Origin of the sequence: Pseudomonas sp. PS01298, assembly GCF_029959745.1 — a bacterium.
Classification (GTDB): domain Bacteria; phylum Pseudomonadota; class Gammaproteobacteria; order Pseudomonadales; family Pseudomonadaceae; genus Aquipseudomonas; species Aquipseudomonas aylmerensis.
Genome location: NZ_JASCPP010000020.1, coordinates 1 through 17157 on the forward strand (window position 1 = coordinate 1; position 17157 = coordinate 17157).

The 17157-nt window shown below is 56.7% G+C and carries 24 protein-coding genes and 1 riboswitch; of the genes, 10 read left to right on the top strand and 14 right to left on the bottom strand.

Annotated features, from left to right (window positions below; all coding sequences use genetic code 11):
* Positions 1–924: 924 nt before the first annotated feature.
* Positions 925–1368 (bottom strand): hypothetical protein, encoded by a 444-nt coding sequence (locus QMX97_RS10090; protein ID WP_282396830.1) that lies wholly within the window; start codon positions 1366–1368, stop codon positions 925–927.
* 116 nt (positions 1369–1484) lie between these two features.
* A riboswitch (cobalamin riboswitch) is annotated at positions 1485–1679 on the top strand.
* Between the two features lie 114 nt (positions 1680–1793).
* Between QMX97_RS10090 and QMX97_RS10095 the strand changes: the two genes are divergently transcribed.
* Genes QMX97_RS10095 through QMX97_RS10105 form a run of 3 tightly spaced genes read left to right on the top strand, consistent with a single transcriptional unit; the run spans position 1794 to position 4566 of the window.
* On the top strand, positions 1794–2804 hold the full coding sequence (locus QMX97_RS10095; RefSeq protein WP_282396831.1) for an ABC transporter substrate-binding protein: 1011 nt from the start codon (positions 1794–1796) through the stop codon (positions 2802–2804).
* On the top strand, positions 2801–3805 hold the full coding sequence (locus QMX97_RS10100) for an iron ABC transporter permease (protein ID WP_065904489.1): 1005 nt from the start codon (positions 2801–2803) through the stop codon (positions 3803–3805). The genes QMX97_RS10095 and QMX97_RS10100 overlap by 4 nt, the downstream gene beginning before the upstream one ends.
* Entirely contained in the window at positions 3802–4566 is a 765-nt protein-coding gene (locus QMX97_RS10105) for an ABC transporter ATP-binding protein (RefSeq protein WP_065904487.1), read from the top strand. The genes QMX97_RS10100 and QMX97_RS10105 overlap by 4 nt, the downstream gene beginning before the upstream one ends.
* Before the next feature lie 55 nt (positions 4567–4621).
* Here QMX97_RS10105 and QMX97_RS10110 read toward each other — a convergent pair whose 3' ends face one another.
* The 3 genes from QMX97_RS10110 to QMX97_RS10120 form a co-directional block, all read right to left on the bottom strand.
* On the bottom strand, positions 4622–5119 hold the full coding sequence (locus tag QMX97_RS10110; RefSeq protein ID WP_282396832.1) for a GNAT family N-acetyltransferase: 498 nt from the start codon (positions 5117–5119) through the stop codon (positions 4622–4624).
* A complete protein-coding gene (locus QMX97_RS10115; RefSeq protein WP_213552772.1) occupies positions 5116–5340 on the bottom strand; it encodes a hypothetical protein in 225 nt (74 codons plus the stop codon). The genes QMX97_RS10110 and QMX97_RS10115 overlap by 4 nt, the downstream gene beginning before the upstream one ends.
* Before the next feature lie 101 nt (positions 5341–5441).
* Positions 5442–5981 carry a hypothetical protein gene (locus QMX97_RS10120; RefSeq protein WP_226939940.1) on the bottom strand — a complete coding sequence of 180 codons (540 nt, stop codon included), beginning with the start codon at positions 5979–5981 and terminating at the stop codon, positions 5442–5444.
* A 124-nt stretch (positions 5982–6105) separates the two neighbouring features.
* Between QMX97_RS10120 and QMX97_RS10125 the strand changes: the two genes are divergently transcribed.
* From QMX97_RS10125 to QMX97_RS10135, 3 genes are read left to right on the top strand one after another with little or no spacing between them, the layout of a single operon-like run.
* Complete coding sequence (locus QMX97_RS10125; RefSeq protein WP_282396833.1) at positions 6106–6507, top strand: hypothetical protein; 402 nt, start codon at positions 6106–6108, stop codon at positions 6505–6507.
* A 26-nt stretch (positions 6508–6533) separates the two neighbouring features.
* Positions 6534–7220 carry a hypothetical protein gene (locus QMX97_RS10130; RefSeq protein WP_282396834.1) on the top strand — a complete coding sequence of 229 codons (687 nt, stop codon included), beginning with the start codon at positions 6534–6536 and terminating at the stop codon, positions 7218–7220.
* A 2-nt stretch (positions 7221–7222) separates the two neighbouring features.
* Complete coding sequence (locus tag QMX97_RS10135; protein ID WP_282396835.1) at positions 7223–7657, top strand: DUF6678 family protein; 435 nt, start codon at positions 7223–7225, stop codon at positions 7655–7657.
* Here the strand turns inward: QMX97_RS10135 and QMX97_RS10140 are convergent.
* From QMX97_RS10140 to QMX97_RS10165, 6 genes are all read right to left on the bottom strand, one after another.
* Complete coding sequence (locus QMX97_RS10140; RefSeq protein ID WP_282396836.1) at positions 7654–8577, bottom strand: alpha/beta hydrolase fold domain-containing protein; 924 nt, start codon at positions 8575–8577, stop codon at positions 7654–7656. The two genes, QMX97_RS10135 and QMX97_RS10140, sit on opposite strands and share 4 nt — an antisense overlap.
* On the bottom strand, positions 8577–9017 hold the full coding sequence (locus tag QMX97_RS10145; protein ID WP_065904475.1) for a TspO/MBR family protein: 441 nt from the start codon (positions 9015–9017) through the stop codon (positions 8577–8579). Before QMX97_RS10145 ends, QMX97_RS10140 begins: the two co-directional genes overlap by 1 nt.
* A 300-nt stretch (positions 9018–9317) precedes the next feature.
* A complete protein-coding gene (locus QMX97_RS10150) occupies positions 9318–9881 on the bottom strand; it encodes a nucleotidyltransferase family protein (protein WP_106803158.1) in 564 nt (187 codons plus the stop codon).
* A gap of 70 nt (positions 9882–9951) precedes the next feature.
* Positions 9952–10251 (bottom strand): hypothetical protein, encoded by a 300-nt coding sequence (locus tag QMX97_RS10155; protein WP_282396837.1) that lies wholly within the window; start codon positions 10249–10251, stop codon positions 9952–9954.
* Positions 10252–10317: 66 nt separating this feature from the next.
* Positions 10318–10551, bottom strand: a complete 234-nt coding sequence (locus tag QMX97_RS10160; protein ID WP_106803157.1) for a hypothetical protein — start codon at positions 10549–10551, stop codon at positions 10318–10320.
* A 188-nt stretch (positions 10552–10739) separates the two neighbouring features.
* Positions 10740–11162 (bottom strand): hypothetical protein, encoded by a 423-nt coding sequence (locus QMX97_RS10165; RefSeq protein ID WP_282396838.1) that lies wholly within the window; start codon positions 11160–11162, stop codon positions 10740–10742.
* 300 nt (positions 11163–11462) lie between these two features.
* On the opposite strand from QMX97_RS10165, the gene QMX97_RS10170 reads away from it, so the two are divergent.
* Positions 11463–11798 carry a hypothetical protein gene (locus QMX97_RS10170; protein ID WP_282396839.1) on the top strand — a complete coding sequence of 112 codons (336 nt, stop codon included), beginning with the start codon at positions 11463–11465 and terminating at the stop codon, positions 11796–11798.
* Positions 11799–11832: 34 nt separating this feature from the next.
* On the opposite strand, the gene QMX97_RS10175 is transcribed toward QMX97_RS10170, so the two are convergent.
* Together QMX97_RS10175 and QMX97_RS10180 are read right to left on the bottom strand one after the other, a co-directional pair.
* Complete coding sequence (locus tag QMX97_RS10175) at positions 11833–12201, bottom strand: hypothetical protein (protein ID WP_106803155.1); 369 nt, start codon at positions 12199–12201, stop codon at positions 11833–11835.
* A 484-nt stretch (positions 12202–12685) separates the two neighbouring features.
* Complete coding sequence (locus QMX97_RS10180; protein ID WP_282396840.1) at positions 12686–13231, bottom strand: GNAT family N-acetyltransferase; 546 nt, start codon at positions 13229–13231, stop codon at positions 12686–12688.
* A gap of 383 nt (positions 13232–13614) precedes the next feature.
* Between QMX97_RS10180 and QMX97_RS10185 the strand changes: the two genes are divergently transcribed.
* From QMX97_RS10185 to QMX97_RS10195, 3 genes are all read left to right on the top strand, one after another.
* Positions 13615–14154 carry a hypothetical protein gene (locus QMX97_RS10185; protein WP_282396841.1) on the top strand — a complete coding sequence of 180 codons (540 nt, stop codon included), beginning with the start codon at positions 13615–13617 and terminating at the stop codon, positions 14152–14154.
* Positions 14155–14156: 2 nt separating this feature from the next.
* Positions 14157–14426 (top strand): hypothetical protein, encoded by a 270-nt coding sequence (locus QMX97_RS10190; protein ID WP_282396842.1) that lies wholly within the window; start codon positions 14157–14159, stop codon positions 14424–14426.
* Between the two features lie 330 nt (positions 14427–14756).
* Positions 14757–15356 (top strand): hypothetical protein, encoded by a 600-nt coding sequence (locus tag QMX97_RS10195; protein ID WP_282396843.1) that lies wholly within the window; start codon positions 14757–14759, stop codon positions 15354–15356.
* 157 nt (positions 15357–15513) lie between these two features.
* Here the strand turns inward: QMX97_RS10195 and QMX97_RS10200 are convergent, their stop codons facing one another.
* Together QMX97_RS10200 and QMX97_RS10205 are read right to left on the bottom strand one after the other, a co-directional pair.
* Positions 15514–15753, bottom strand: a complete 240-nt coding sequence (locus QMX97_RS10200) for a DUF2188 domain-containing protein (protein WP_282396844.1) — start codon at positions 15751–15753, stop codon at positions 15514–15516.
* Between the two features lie 451 nt (positions 15754–16204).
* Positions 16205–17068, bottom strand: coding sequence for a DUF2806 domain-containing protein (locus QMX97_RS10205; protein ID WP_282396845.1), 864 nt, complete (start codon positions 17066–17068; stop codon positions 16205–16207).
* Positions 17069–17157 lie beyond the last annotated feature (89 nt).

Here is a 17157-nt window from a genome sequence, read left to right on the forward strand (position 1 = left end):
TGCGAAGCGCCCCCATGAATCCCACCGCATCGTTTCAGGCACACCGTGGTGTGAGGTTTTAGGGCTGCTTCGCAGCCCAACGCAGGGCAAGCCTGCTCACCACAATTAGCCTGCTGGGCCTACGCATTGGTGCCTGAGTAGTGAATCTGCATACCTTTCAAGTCCAACCCCTCACAGGCGTTGCCGATCACGGCCATCTTAATGGGTTGTTGTGGTGAGCCTGCTCACCACAATTAGCCTGCTGGGCCTGCGCATCGGTGCCTGAGTAGTAAATCTGCATGTCTTTCAAATCCAACCCTTCACAAGCGTCGCTGATCACGGCCACGTCAGTGGGTTGTTGTGGTGAGCAGGCTTGCCCTGCGTTGGGGTGCGAAGCGCCCCCATGAATCCCACCGCATCGTTTCAGGCACACCGTGGTGTGAGGTTTTAGGGCTGCTTCGCAGCCCAACGCAGGGCAAGCCTGCTCACCACAATTAGCCTGCTGGGCCTACGCATCGGTGCCCGAGTAGTGAATCTGCATACCTTTCAGATCCAGCCCTTCACAGGCGTTGCCGATCACGGCCACGTCAACGGGTTGTTGTGGTGAGCAGGCTTGCCCTGCGTTGGGGTGCGAAGCGCCCCCATGAATCCCACCGCATCGTTTCAGGCAAACCGTGGTGTGAGGTTTTGGGGCTGCTTCGCAACCCAACGCAGGGCAAGCCTGCTCACCACAATAACCTGCTCAACCTGCTCAACCTGCTTGGCCTGCTTGGCTGCTTGGCCTGTCTGGCCTGCTTAGCCTGCTTGGCCTGCTTGGCCTGCTTGGCTGCTTAGCCTGTCTGGCCTGCTTAACCTGCTGAGCAAGATACGTCCGCATACCCGTACAAGACCGTTTGCGAGCACTGGCCCACTCACTGCCAAAAGGCTGCCTCTACTGCCCGCCCCTCACTGCGCATTAATGTAATAAAACTGCGCCTGGGTCTTTTCAACCGCGGTTCGCACTTTATCCTTCTGCGCATTGGTGCCCGAGTAGTAAATCTGCATACCTTTCAGATCCAGCCCCTCACAGGCGTTGCCGATCACGGCCACGTCAACGACAGTGCTGGCGCCGATTATCAGAAAGCCGGTGTCGCCCAGGCTTTTGGCCTTCAGCAATTCTTCTTTCAGATACATCGCATTGGCGCCACCGGCCATGGCAAGGGCCAGGTTGTCGGCGATCAAGCCGTGGCTGGGGATTTTTACACTGTGCAAGCGCACCCTGTTTTCCCCGGAAGGCAGCGACATGACATGCGCGGTGGCGGCTTCGTCAAAAATCTGCTTTTCGCTTTTACCCGGGGTGGCGCAACCGGCGAGCATGGCGATGAGGGCGAGGGCGACGAATGATTTCACTGTGTATTCCTTGTGTGAAGGCTGTCCATGGCCGCGCATCATAGGAGACCCACCCCACAAGAGCTACCGCAGTCTTCTCACCGCGCGCCGTCAGAACTCCCGCTCAACCGCGTGATCGACTACCATACCGCGCCGGTTCCCAAATGGGACTAATAGGGAATCCGAAGCGCGGTATGCCGCGCCAATCGGAACTGCCCCCGCAACTGTAGGTGCCGAGCCTGCTCCTTGATGCCACTGGACCTCGTCCGGGAAGGCCGGAGCGTGGCGACGACGCATCAGTCAGGAGACCTGCCGGCCCAAGCACCAACACTAACCGGCGGGGTGTCCGGGAAGGACATCCTTGCCTGCCTGACCCGCAGCGTTCGAGGGCGTAATTCCAGACCGTACCTCCCCAGTTCCACGTACGGTTTCAAGGAGATCGCCCCATGCTGCCACGCGTTACCGCCCTGATCACTGGCCTGGGCTTCTGTGCCCTGGCCCACGCCGCGCCCACCCAGTACCCGCTGACCGTGCAGAACTGCGGCAGCACGCTCACCTTCCAGCAGGCACCCGCGCGCAGCGTGACCATCGGCCAGGCCGCCACCGAAATGCTCTACGCCCTCGGCCTGGGCGATAAAGTGGTCGGCACCTCGCTGTGGTTCAACAGCGTCCTGGCGCAGTACAAGGCACAGAACGACACAATCGAACGCCTGGCCGACAACGAGCCCAGTTTCGAGTCGGTGATCGCCAAGCGCCCGCAACTGGTGGCTGCCGAGCTGGAATGGGTGGTCGGCCCGCAGGGCGTGGTCGGGACCCGCGAGCAATTCCACGAATTGAAGATCCCCACCTACCTGCTGCCCTCCGACTGCGAAGGCAAGGACAACCTGGTCGGCGCCGACGGCACGCGGCTGGAGCCGTTTCGCATCGAGACAATCTATAAAAGCATCAGCCAACTGGCGCAGATTTTCGACGTACAGGATCGCGGCCAACAGCTGAACGACGAGCTCAAGGCGCGCTTGGCCAAATCCGTCGCGACCGTGCAGGGCAAAGGCCTCAAGCAGGCCAGCGCGCTGGTGTGGTTCTCCAGCTCGGAGATGGCCAGCGACCCTTACGTGGCCGGTCACAAGGGCATTCCCGAGTTCATGCTGCAAACCCTGGGCCTGCACAATGTGGTGCAGTCCGATGAAGAATGGCCGGCCGTTGGCTGGGAAACCATTGCCAAGGCCAACCCGAGCTTTTTGGTGATCGCGCGCATGGACCGCCGCCGCTACCCCGCCGATGACCACGAAAAGAAACTCGCCTTCCTGCGCAGTGACCCGGTCACCCGCAACATGGACGCGGTGAAAAACAACCGCATCATCATCCTCGACGCCCTGGCGCTGCAGGCCAGCATCCGTATGTTCGATGGCCTGGAACAACTGGCGGCAGCCATCGATGGCTACGACTTGCCCAAATGATACGCACCCTACTCGCCCTGTCGCTGCTGCTGATCGCCGTGCTCGCCGGCGTGGCCATCGGCGAAACCGCCATCGCACCAAAGGTGGTGCTGCAGGTGCTGGCCAACAAGCTCTGGGCCGCCGGCTACGTGCTGGACCCGATCGATGAAGGCGTGGTGTGGAACTACCGCCTCACGCGCGCGCTGGTCGCTGCCGCATGCGGCGCCGGGCTGGCGACCTGCGGGGTAATTCTGCAATCGCTGTTGCGCAACCCCCTGGCCGATCCGTACCTGCTGGGCATCAGCGCCGGCGCTTCGACGGGCGCGGTGCTGGTGGCGTTGATCGGGGTGGGCGGCGGTTTGATCTCGCTGTCGGCCGGCGCCTTTGTCGGTGCGATGGCGGCATTTGCGCTGGTGATCCTGCTCGCGCGAGCCAGTGGTTCAGCCAGCGGTACCGGGCAGATCATCCTCGCGGGCATCGCCGGTTCGCAGCTGTTCAACGCGCTGACGGCGTTCCTGATCACCAAGTCGGCCAGCTCCGAACAGGCGCGCGGGATCATGTTCTGGCTGCTCGGCAATCTCAGCGGGGTACGCTGGCCGTCGGTATGGCTGGCGGTGCCGGTGGCGGTTGCAGGCCTTGCTGTGTGCCTGTGGCACCGCCGCGCGCTGGATGCGTTTACCTTCGGCAGCGACTCGGCGGCCTCCCTGGGTATCCCGGTGCGCCGCGTGCAATTTGTGCTGGTGGCCTGCGCCGCACTGGTCACGGCGGTGATGGTGTCGATTGTCGGCTCCATCGGATTTGTCGGCCTGGTGATTCCCCACGCCGTGCGCCTGCTGCTCGGCACCGGGCACTCGCGCCTGCTGCCCGCCAGCGCCTTGGGCGGCGCATTGTTCTTAATTGCAGCCGATGTGTTGTCACGCACTTTGATCAAGGGCCAGGTCATTCCGGTCGGCGTGGTCACGGCGTTGGTGGGCGCGCCGGTGTTTGCGCTGATCCTGATCGGCCGGAGGAATGCGCGATGACCGTACTGAGCTGCACCGGCCTGGGCTTCAAAGTGCGTGAAGCCACGTTGCTGCGCGACATTCACCTGCAGGTTCAGCGAGGTGAAACCCTGGGCATCGTCGGCCCGAACGGCTCCGGCAAATCCACCCTGCTGAAACTGCTGGCCGGCCTGCGCACCCCGGCCACTGGCGAGGTGCGACTGGGTGAGGTGCGCTTGGGCGACCTGTCCCGTCGTGCCATTGCGCAACAACTCGCGGTGGTCGAACAACAGGCCGACACCGACGACGCCATTCGCGTGTTCGACGCCGTGGCCCTGGGCCGCACGCCGTGGCTGTCGGCACTCAGCCCCTGGTCCCGCGAAGACGACGCTATCGTGCACCAGGCGCTGCAGGATGTAGACGCCACCCACCTGGGCCAACGTGCGTGGCGCAGCCTCTCGGGCGGTGAACGCCAACGGGTGCACATCGCCCGTGCGTTGGCGCAACGGCCGCAGATCCTGTTGCTGGATGAGCCGACCAATCACCTGGATATCCAGCATCAACTGGGGATTCTGAAGGGGGTGCAAGGCTTGCCGGTCACCACCTTGATTGCCCTGCATGACCTCAACCAGGCGCTGACCTGCGACCGCTTGGCGGTGCTGGATCATGGGCGGTTGGTGGCGCTGGGCAAGCCGCTGGACGTGCTGACGCCGCAGCGGCTGCAGGCGACGTTCGGGGTGCAGGCGCATTACCTGACAGACCCGTTCGATGGGGCGCAGATACTGCGGCTACGCCCAAACTGATCAGAGCACTCAACGGTAGGAGCCGGCTTGCCGGCGCCTACACTGGGTGGTGGTGTTAGAGGGTGCGCTGCATATGCGTCGTGCGCCACACCGGGTCCGCGTCCACATCCACCACTTCGAACCCCTGCCGAAGCCAAAAATCAATCGCCCCAGGCAAAAACGGATGGGTGTGCAAGTACATGATCGCGACCCTATCCGCCTTAGCCTGCGCCTCCAATGCAAGGTACAACGCGCGCGCCAGACCCAAGCGGCGAAACGCCGGCAGCACAAACAGGCGCACCACCTCCACGGTCTTTTGGCCCTGGTAATTCAACTGCGGGAAACGACCGTCATAGGGCAGATAACCAATGGCAGCGACGATCTGGCCTTGATCGCAGGCAACCAGAAATCGCCCATCACCCTGCACATAAATCGCCTCGAAATGCGCCAGGTCCGCTGGCATCCCTGTCGCGTCGAGCTTGGGGAAAAGCTCGGCACGGGCCTCCAGCACGAACGCCAGTACCTCAGGGATATCCGCCGTCGTGACCGCCCGAATGATCGGCCTTGGGCTCATGCAACCTCGATCTGCGTAATCCCCACCACCTGCGCCTGCTCGAGAATCTCCTCCGGCGCTGCATCTGCGGGCGGCAGGATCAAGCCGTTTTCCGCATCACCGAAATGCAACTGCAGCAAGTGCAACGCCGCCTCATGCACCGGCAGGTCGGGCTGTTTGAGCTCGAACACATGGGTGCGGGGTTCGTCGTTGAACAAGTAGTTGAGGGTGTATTCGCGCATGGGAGGAGTCCTTGTCATGGAAGAAGAGCTGCTGATTAACCTGACTCATCGATCAAGTTTTAAGTTCAATGGATCAGCATTGACAACAGCTCCGGCAGCACTTACTGGCGCAACTCACACACTGCATTGCCCTTCATTCCCGACGCATGCACGCTCACATGGCGCACGCGAAAACCCGGCTTCTGGACGAACTTCTTCTCTTCCCAGGTGCTGCCGTTTTCGACCTGGTAGCCGATGGCGCCATCGGCTTGCCAGGTCAGGCGCAGCGTATACACACCGTTTTGATCGGGAGCCCGGTGGAAAAACGTGTCGATCACCGGCTCCGCCTTGTTGAAGGTGCGCACCTGGAACAAGCGCAGGTCAGTGTCGGCGGGCGTGTAGCTGGAGAGAAACAACGTATCGTCTTCGGCAGCATCCTCAGCGGCCGCGAGGATCACCGATGGCACCCACTTCTCGCCACGGTCCTGGGTGTCGGTGGTCACCTTGCAGGTCAACTGGCCCTTCTCGGTCACGTCCTGGCGCCAGGCGGTCTCGTAGTAGCCGTAGGGCACGTCGAAGCGCACGGCTTTCTCAGTGACTTGCTCGCAACCGGCCAGCAGGTACAGCGCCGACAAACCGATGAATCCTTGAAGAACCTTCACGTGCTTTCCTTGGCTTGATTGTGGGAGGCGAGAGGTTACCCGGCTTGTCGGAAAAAGGGGATCGTTTTAGCCGGACGGCGTGGCGTGGTATATCTGCGCGCCACCTCTACAACAGGAACGGCCCATGTCCTCCTCCGTCCCCCTCCTCGGCTGCCGGTCGATCATCGACGTGCTGCGCCACATGACCGAAGACGGGCCGGAATGGGCCCACCGCTATGTCACCCTGTGGTTCCAAAACCCTCCGAATGCCTGGGTGTTGGTGTACCCGCTGCAAGACACCACCGAGGCGTATTTTGACTTTATGTACACCGGTACGCAGTCGCCGAAGGCAGCCCTGTCGACGCTGTTGGCCAAGTACCCTCAATGTGACGTCATCGATTGGTCGCCCGGACGCCTGGCATGCATCAGCGCCCCTGCGACAAACATTGAGACACTGGAGGAGATTATCCAGGATCTTGCGCAAGAGGCGTGGGGTGAGCGCGGCACACTGATGAGCGCCTCGTACGAGCAGACGATCAGCGCCTGAACACCTGGCTGAAATGGAGCATCCTGATGGCCGAAAACTCTCTTGTGACCGCGGTTGTTACCGCTGTCCTGACTTCACTACTCACGCTGGCCGGTACCTACGCCCTGCAATCACGCCAAGAGGCGCGGGCGCAGGCGAGCCAATTTCTGGACGCGGCACAAAACACGGTGCAAGAAACCGTGGCTATTCTGGATGATGGTTACAACGCGTTGGACAAGTTGATCAACGCAACGCATGAAACCGGGTGGAAAGAGTTCTCCCAAGGCCCTTGGCGCGAATACATGGCATTCGAGCGCCGCTGGCATCAGAGAATGATTGTTCAGCACTTCAAGCTGGAGCGGTACTTCGGCAAAGACATGGCCGATACGCTGATTGACTTGGACGACGTCCCCGTGGGCCCAACCCACACAGGCAATGCTAAGGAAGACCCGGCAGTCAGGCGCTATAACCTCCAGAAGCTCGCGGCCGATACCGAGTACACCGTACGAAGCATGACAGTGACCCAGGACATCATCGACGAAGACATCAAAGCCGGAAAACCTGATGGGTTGATGGAGATGATTTTTGCCGTAAACAGCGACAGGGATACCGCGAACCGTCAGCTCAAGGAATACGATGCCGGCTCGATCAGGCTGCTCAAGGCACTCGACGGAAGGCTGACCGAACTGGGTGCCAGTAAGGTCACAGTCGTGAATACGAACAAAAAGGACTGAAGATGACTGAACTGCCAATGGCCGACGCGCGCCAGGACGATAAAAACCGCAAGATTATCCACGCCACGGTCGCGGCGAGAAACCTGGCAGGCGCAGCAAACAATACCAAGTGGAACGAACTGATCAGTCACTTCCGCCAACGCCCTGGTTGGCGCCCGTCCTATCGCTCCAAATCCATCAAAGGCCCGCTCTCGGATTGGGATGTGGAATGGTTTTACCACCTTCCATTTCCATTTGCGTATGTCGAATGGTTCGACATCGGCTTGTGGGAACTGGCGCCCTCTTTGGGCGTGCTACTGCCACAAACATACATCGACCATACCGAAGAAATATCGACAGTCGTCGCGCGAATTGGCTTCGAGTTTGAAGTGCAAGCCGATGTGCTAAGGATTTGGGGCTACCTTCCAAAATCCTACGAAGACTTTCCGCCTGCCTAAGACGAAACCTCGATGGTCCGGGTAATCCACCCTTGGCTGTAGGCAAGCACGCCCGCGCCCATTGCCACCGGAAAATGAATAAACCCATGCGCCGACTCCGCCAACAGATGCGCCTCAGCGCCCGGCCACCGCTCAGCGAGCATCAGCGTGTCATCCTTCAACGGGTCCAGCTCCCCGACAAACATCAACGCCGGCGGCAAGCCCTCGAAGTCGCCATACAACGGTGACAGCGGTGGCCGCCGACGCTCGTCATCGCTCAAGCCCGGCGTCAGCATGCGCAATGCCTCGACCATGCCCGGCCCGTCCAGCAGCAACGTGTCCGGCCCCGCCGCGCGTACGCTCGGGGTGCCGGTCAGGTCGTAGACACCGTAATACAAGACCGCCCCGCTCACTCGCTGGAGCAATTGCGGCCATTCTTTCAACGCCAGCAATGTCGCCGCAGCCAAGTGCCCCCCGGCCGATTCGCCGACGACGATCACCGGCAGGTCGGCAAACTCATCGTCGGTGAGCAACCAACGAGCGGCCGTCAGGCAGTCATCCATCAGCCCTTCGACCGGCGTGTCGACCGCCAGCCGATAATCCACCGACACCACCGCCACGTCGCACGCGTTGACCATGCCGAGGTTGAGGTCGTCGTCCATCTGCGCATTGCCGATGACCCAACCGCCGCCGTGGATATCCAGCACCACGCCCTTGGGCTTGCCGCTCGGCCGCAGGATGCGCACGGGCACCGATCCTACAAGCTTGCGCTCTGCATCTGGCGCCTTCTTCAGCGTCTGGCTGACGCGCAGCAGTGCCTGGATCAAGCGCGGCGTGACACGATTACGGATCTTGAAGCGCGGCAACCACGCGAGCTTCTGATTGAAGCGGCGCATCTGGGCCAGTTCAGCCTCACTGGCAGGCCAAGGTTTGCAGGCCATCAACGGTTATTCCGCAGGATCGAGAAGTTCAGCGCCGCCGCCACACACAGCCACGCCAGGTAAGGGAACAGGATCAACCCGGTGATCAAGTCCAGGCGCACTGCCAGCACCACCATCGTCGCCACGGTGATCCACAGCAACACGATCACCACCATCCCGGCGAGGATGCGATGTGCGCCGAAAAACACCGGCGTCCACAGCGTATTCAAGGCGATCTGCGCCGCCCACAACGCCAGCACTTCCTGGCTGCCGGGGATCAGGCTCAAGCGATAGCCGGCCCAGGCCAGCAGCAGGTAGATGATCGTCCACGCCACCGGAAACAACCAATTGGGTGGGGTGAAACCGGGTTTGACCAGGGAGTCGTACCAGGCCCCGGGCTTGAAGATAATGCCGGTACTGGCGGCGGCGGCGCAGGCGAGCAGGAAGATGAAGAAAGTCATGGTCGGTCCTTGGCTGAGCATTTCAAGCTTGGACGTGTCGCACATGGGTAAAAGTTCACTGCCGATCTACAGGTGGGCACTGGCAATGCGGGGTACCTTTTTCGCCTGACATACCGCTTTCGCAGCCTCGCTGGGGCTGGACAGCTCCTACAGGGGGCTGCTGCATTCCAGTATGTCTAAAGATGGGATTTCAGCCGTGACCACGATCAACTGTGAGAGCTGTCGAGCCCTAGCGAGGCTGCGAAGGGATCGCCACGCCCTACCGACCCACACCCTACAAGCATCACCGCCACACTCACGCTAGCCAGGCGCCACAATCTTCAACCATGGCCAGCGTGCCTGATAACTCCTGGCCTTCTGCGCAAACAACTCAGGCTCCGCATGCAGCGGATTGATCCGCAGCACGCCCTGCGCCACATCCTCCAGCCCGTAAGGCGCATACACCTCACCCGTCGCAATCTCCACGCCGATGCAGGTGCCCGCCACGAGGTAGCGATCAATCCCCTGCTTGGCCGTGTGCAATTGCGGATAGGGCCGGCCAAAGCGCTGCACATACCACAGGTGCACCCGCGCCTGGTTCTTCAACTCGACATGAACGCCAAGGTCCTGGAACAACTGCTCGGCCGCACGAATGACCTTGTCCTCAGCCTCGTAGGACAGGTCGGTGTCGAAATAGAAAACGTCGTAGTCCTTAACGCCCTGATCTGCAGGCAGGTTCGACTGATGATTCCACACCGCCTGAAACAGACAGCCCGCCGTCAGAAAACACTGATCCAGGCCCAGGGCCGGCAGACGCGCGATGATTTCGGCATTGATGGGGTTGGCCATGGCCAGTTCGAGCAGGGTTTCGACGGTCAATGTCATGAAGACTCCTGGGTGATCAATAACCCTTCACCGTTGGCTTTTCGTGACTGAGCGGCCGGCAGCGCCGCCTTCAGTTAACACCAGGGTAGTGATCCACGTACTGAATAGTGAAATCGGGGTAGTGATCGACGATCTGGATCTTGTAGTCGGGGTAGTGATCGACCGTTTTCCATTTGCCGGCGGAGTCAGGATAGTGATCGACCTGCTGCACCTTGAGGTCGGGGTAGCTGTTCACCACCTTGACCTTATAGTCGGGATAACTATCGACAAACTGGATATTGCCGTAAATCTTCGAGACATCAACGCTCGTCCCCGCCGAAGCACAGACGGAAGCGCTCAACAGCAGTGATGTGACGACAACTTTAAGCATGAGCATTTCATCCTGAAATATAAGGCGCCCAGTCTAGCGGACGTGCGCGCGCAGTGTCCCTGAAAGTCAGCCCTTCAACTCGCTGGCGCGGTGACTGGCAGCGTCATCGTAAGCCACATACAACGACTCGGCGATCTGGCTCTTGATGGCCTTGGCGGACTCCAACCCCAACACAAAACCCTCGGCCTTGCCGCCGGCGCGATTGAGTTCTTCATGGGTGGATGCGCCAGTGATGGCGTCGAGGAGCTTGGTGGCGTGGGGGCCTACGCCTTTAGGCAGGGAGATCTGGTCGATGGTCATGAGCGGTACCTTTAAGGAAAGAGAGCGGTAGCGCGTGAAACCACTGCCGGGGTGGCATGGTAGACCGGATGGGGGAGAAAGGGGCTGATTTCGCCCAATTTCTGCCCTTTGTGAACCGACTCCGGGCCGAAAACACTCAGCCGTATACCGCAGTAACTGTCCGACCACGGACGCGACCTTTGTGGCAGTCAATTTGAGTTGAACATACCGAGATATGAAATGGTTACCGTGCTCTGCGGCAAGCGCACCACCGGTTCTACTTGGGAAGAGGTCGAACGACGGTCGCCCCAGATGGCATTCGAACCCACAATGATAAAATGCGTGAATTGTCCTGCCTTGGAGACGATCAGCGCTCTTTCGGACTGACTGCGGATTTGCGCTATGACGTCTTCCGGAGTGGCGGCAAGCTCAACGAAGTCTGAATCCATGTAGAACCCAAGATCTTCCGCCAGTCGCCAGGTTGGATTGCGTTCTTCCCACACATCGTACTCGGCTTCGCTCGCGCCTTCAGGCGGCTCTGGCTCCCAATGTTCAAACACAAATTTCTGCGCCTCGGCCTCAGTGGAGAAATTGGCTCCGAAGAGATGAAAGGGCCAGCAGCCATCTTGCATGACACGATCTCAGTTGTTGATGAGTCGTCAGGATCGTACCTGACTATAGGTGGAGGAGCAGCTTGTCAGGGAACCTCCGACGGGAAAAGATACGCACAACTCCCCCCTCATCGCTGTGACAAGCTTAAAACTTACCCGCCCGTGCGGGTGCAATATAGGCTGCACACCCGTTACCACGCTGAAATATTGCGAGCACGTAGCCCGAATTCACAGTGGTCACCCAGGCTTCCAGAGCACACGCTGGAGCAGCCATCCTAGTAGAATACATCGAGCTGATTACCGCCCCCTTTGAGATGTTCTATGAACACTGAATTAACTGAAGAAGAAATGCGTCGTGCTCTATTCGGTACGCCTCAGCCCGAAGAGCAGGTGTCTGCTCCTCTAGTAAAGGCGCCTGTGGAAGACGTTGCGCCCGCGAAACCCGTGGTCGCTCCAGCTGCCAAAAAGAAGGTGGCGAAAGCATTTACGCCCAGGCTGAGGGTCACGTTGCGTGTTGGAAACGAGTTTGAGGGAAAAATGATCGAGTTGATTCACGAGGCCGATACGTTGAGCTCGTTGCTTGCTGAGCAGGAGGCTGTGAAGGCTGCCAGGAAGAAGTACAAGTACGTGGATGTGGTATCGGTTAAATCCATGTAGACGACGCCATCGGTCAGGATTGGGAGGTTCTTTTTTACAAAAAATCAGCAATAACAACGGGTCTATCGGTGGCAAAGATCGACTCGTAAATGGCTTCGCCGGGTGCCTCACGAGCCAACCAAGCGCTGGCGCTGTAGGCTCGAGCCTTACAGAAAAACACTCGATGCATCTCATCTCCGAGCTCGAAGAGCTTGAAATACTGCAACTCCATCTCAGAACAAAGGTTGTCGAACAGCACTGGATCCAGCTTTGATAGCGTGACCATGATTTCGGCTGGATCTAGCCCGGCGTCACTCGCCGCCCAGAGGACAATACGAGTAGCCACGTCCATTTTTTTGCTTGGAATGATCGCGTCCAATGCATGTTGAATATCTGGGTAGCTGGAGGCCAAACGTGAAGGCATGTCTTTTTCCTGAGCCGCTTTAGATGGAATGTGAAAGACCTGAGGTTGTTTGTCTACGCTATTTGATTCATCGGCAATGGGTGCACACATCCTGGGTGAAAGCAGTCAGCTGGATGCACCTATAGATACTGGGGGCGACTCAGCCTACGGGGTTTTCAATAGGCTTCATTGCGCCGACTCACAGGCCTTCAACGGCTCCTTGGGGTGCAATGCACAGATGTCGAAACCGTCACGCCGGGTATAGCCCGCACGCTTCACGCATACAAGTCGTTGGGCCATTTCTTGGAAGCTGGCCTTGGGATCAACGCCGGAGCCATTGTTTTCACCACACGCCAACATGGAAGCAACCACATCCTGGCGAGTGGCGCCGGGTTTCTCCCACACGTCGGCATCGGCCGTGGGGGGCTAGGGGCAAGGACAGTCGCCGGAGGCATCGAGTCGCAGGTTTTGGGTTGGTACATCCAGAGATGAGTGACCGCCCCTTTCACCCCCGCGACGTCTTCCATTGAGCGCGCGTTAGTCCGTAACACTTCGCCAAGGCAGGCGCGGCGGATATTTTCAGTTCGGCATCATACAAGTGCACCGCACCCAACTTCATCGTGGCCGTTTGCGAACGAATGTTCGTAGTCGCTATGTGGAAATAGACGATGTCGTAAGCCATGAATGCATGCTCCAGCATCAACTGCTTAAGCTCGCGGTTGGAATTGCCACCCCATTTCGCACGCACCAGAAATGTAAAACCGATGGCAATGCTGTTCGGTAGATCCGGCGGCGTGTAGTAGCTTGAGGTGCCAACGATATCCCCCGAGGCAATATCAATGACGGCGAGCGCCTTCTTCGTGGCGAGTAGAGAGGCGAAGTACGCCTCGAACACCTCGCGTTTATAGCGATCCCTGGCGGGATGACCGCCCCAGATATCTGGATCAGCCGCGGCCTGAAACATGCCTTCAAAATCACTGTCTGCCAGCGGTTTAAGTCTCAGGGTACTTCCGCACAGATCGGGTTGGCAGTCGAAGTCGGGGGCAGACATGGGTTTGTTTCCGATTGGCCAAGGGGTAGGAGCCAGTCTAGAGCGGCACTTTGATAAAGAAAGATCCAATGTGACGGGGAATGATGGAGCCATCGCTGTAGGAAAGGAGACGGGGTTATTTTCCGAGTAACAGCTCGTTAGCTGGCCTTTCTGAAAGGCAGCTCTTGGCCGGGAGCAACTCTTCGTGACAGACCGCTGTCGGCCAAAAGCAGTCATTCGAAAATGTCTAAGAATTTAGGGCCGCCTCACAGAATCTCGGTGGTTGGTCTATTTGCGGGATATCGCTATGATGAGCTTGTCCAACATCAAGTATTTTAAGCTTCGCTTGATGAGGGTGAAAAATGGGCCCCTATTGCTCTCAATCAGAGTCGGATCTTAATATTATGGACGCTGAAAAAATACAGTCTGACATAGACTTACTTTTAACCTACATGAATGATGATATGGAAAGCTTCGGTGGAACCATCAATGCCGTATATTTTTCCTTTGTGGTGGGACAATCTGATCGAGCAGCCATTGATGCAAAGCTCAACTGGTCCGAAGATTATCTATGTAAAATAATTAACATCTGTAACTCACGCTCACTTTTGAAAAAGAATACGGACGGTTTAGGGGATATCCGATTGACAGAGGAGGGTCAAAGCAGAGCCATCTCAGTAAAGCACGGCAAAAATCGCTCATATGAATTGGGGGGTGGCATGCAAATCGCGACGTTGAACGTTCATGGCCCTGCACAGGTTGGAAATGGAAATGTGCAAAATATTCATAATGTATTTAACCAGCTATTACAGAAAATCGAAGAATCTGGTGCTACAAATGAAGAAAAGGAAGAAGCTAAAAGTCGGCTGGCGAAATTTTTGGAGCATCCGTTGGTAGGCTCTATCGTAGGTGGGCTGACTGGCTCACTATCAGGGCTTATGTAACCATGGAGCATCTCAGGGAAACAATTAAGTTGCGATGTGTTTTCTGCCGCTCAAATGAATTTGCATTGCCTTGGAAGAACTACACTCCTTCTGTGGGGAGTTTTGTTGTATGTGCTAACTGCGGCAAAGAAAATGATGTTACTTCTTTGCTGGTTGTGGCGAAGGCAACGGGGCTCGATATCGCCAAAGATTATGCTGAGCAGTTAGTGAGCGACATGACAAGGGAACTAAAAAAGTCTTTCGCTAATAGCAAATTTATCAAAATTAAATGACCTGATAGCCTCATATCACCCTCCGCTTCGGGTCTTTGCTGGTTGCCGCAGAGCGTCTGCTTGGATCGCTTACTGGCTCTCGCGACGGGCAAAAAACGGCCATTAGCTGCCGTTCACGGTGGGCAAGTATGGGCCCATAGACGTCTAAAAAAGAGAAAACCACACGTCCCGTCAAGAACGATAATCATCGTTAGTGCCGGTCATCCCAATCGCGTACAGACCAAGGGCCAAGTCAGTTCATTGAGAATTTAGGGGGCCAACAATTAATAGACTGGGCCTGAGTCAAAGTGTCAGAATTGAGAGAATTACTTTCCGTTGGACTCGAGAAAAATGAACTCGCAAAATCCTCAACCAAAAAATGATTCGGTTTTTTGGCTATTAATTATTGTTATTGTAGCCATGATCGGTGCGGGTCAAACGTCGGTCTGGATCAACCAGTCTGAAGGGCAGCGCCTGATAAAGATGGTGGAATTGGGTGCGACAATGCTGGCTGCAGCCGGCGTCATGCTCGCAACCTACATCAGTTATAGGCAGTCCAAGGATGTGCTCAATCGAACAGCTGCAGAAAGCAAGCGTGACAAGCTGGAAGAAACGTTTCGCCTGATCGAAAAATGGGATGACCCTCACTTCCTAGCAGCTCGAAAGCTCAGCGTGGCGCTTGGCAAAGAATCCAGCAAACTGAGCCCCGATGCCGTAATTGAAAAGGTAGAGAACGACCCCGAACTCCGTAGCTCAGTATCCCTGATGCTCAATTACTTCGATTTCATTCGCTTATCGATTAAGCATGAACGACTAGACCTTGAAATCATCAAGAGGCAGCTTGGCCCTGTGGCGATCATAACCCTTGACAGGTTTGACGCCTGGATCAAAAAGCAAGCTTCAGTCTACCAGAGCGACATTGCTGAATTCCGCCAATTCCTGACGTCGTAAGAGCGGTCAATACTAATTCTCTATTAACTCACTCCCCCGCCACTTTTCAATGGCCGAGGGTAGAAATTGCCCAACGCTAAGTCAGTGGAGTCGGTCACCACCTTCCAAGCAAATACGCTGGCTCGCAAATCAAAAAAGCCCCGTGATGGGGCTAGATTTAGCCTTTCGGCGGATTTGGGTCATTACCAGGAGCTACCGTGTCTTTGTCGCGAATTCGCCCATCAACGCCCTTCGTCGTCAGCTCGCCTCCCCCTTGGTTCTTGAGCATCTCGCGAGCGGCTTTTTGGGCCTCCGCTTGAGTGTCATGGACGCTAGATGCGCGGCCTGCGTCATTGCGCTTGTTTTCCCAGGTTCCGTCGGATCGCCTAGATATTGTCCTATCTCGGTCTTTACTCATGGTCGCCTCCTATGCAATGTGGCCATTGAGGTATAGCCCAAACCATAAAAAATGCATGCTCGCTTATCACTAGGACTACTAACGGCCAAAAGAAGCCACTCGCATCAGGTCACTGTCGGACCTAAGCGGACGCTAACGTAGAGCTCACCGGAGCTGCGCTTATCGCGCAGAGCTCGGTTGGACGTGGGCTTAGGAAGCATTTTTAGCACTCAGGGCGCGAAATTGCTTTTGAATTTCCGACTATGAGTATCATTATAAAGAAATGCCAGCAGGGGAACTGCTTGTTGCTTGACCTCTAGCCTTGACGCTTGGCCATTCTCGAAGAGATCAATAAGTGTCTTTTCGATCACCCATGTGTTTGAAACTTCCTTGTCCGCACTAGTATATCTCGGGCGGGCTCATTCCTTAAAATCATTGAGGCCAACAGTTTTGGCTGAAAACACATAGCAAACTATTTTTTCCATGCGAGTGGAGTCGACAGAATTATGTTCTGCTCCTGCCAAGTACCGAGAGCATAGTCGTAGAATTCGTCGCTCTTGTTTGAACCAGAAAGTGAAACGAGTTCCTGACCAATACTAGTCAGCAGAGCCTTGCCTATAGGAAGGCTGTTCTCATCATTCTGAAATTCCAATGTTGTCGGTCGACCATAGTAGAAAAAAGTGCAGTACTTGGGGATTTTAAGACGTGAGTACCCGCTCATAGACTCAAAAGAAATGAGCCCTATAGAATCCAAATGCTTGAGGGCATTGAACGTGATTCCGTTTTTTTGATATATCTCGTGATCGGTATCTAGTACAACTAATGTGGGAGCACCAATCATCCAGACGAACGTGCAGAGCCTCGTAAAAAGTTCAGCATCTGTTTTATCCATGGTAGAAATGAATTCCACAGTTCTCTTGGAGTATGTCCCGGGCTTCGAAGCCTCTCCTGACAGAAGTCGGGCCCAAAGTGTCTGCATCTCTTTGTCTGAAACGGTATCGCATTGCTTGAAGAAATGGGCAACCCAATCCTCCTCAAGAGCCTTAACATCGGCATCAGGGGATAGGGAGGCCGCAGCTTGTGCTGTAATTTTCTCAATGTTCTCTTGCTTTCGTGCCTCTTGCGACACGAAACGGTCAATTGCGCGTTGCTCGATATCAGATAGCTCAATCTTAGCAAGAGCCTTGATCTTTTCCACTTCAACTTCTGCACGCGCCATCCGCTTCAAGCGACGCGGTTCAAAGACAACTCCCACAGCGGCGCTAACTTTCTCGATCAAAACCGTAGCTGGCTTCGAAATATCACCAAGGTTGATAAGAGAATTTCCCTCTGCCATACACACGCGCTCCAACTGTTGTATTTATCGTGCGAAACCAGCTTGGACTCTATAGTACAACGTAAGGCGAACGCTACTAAAATGACATT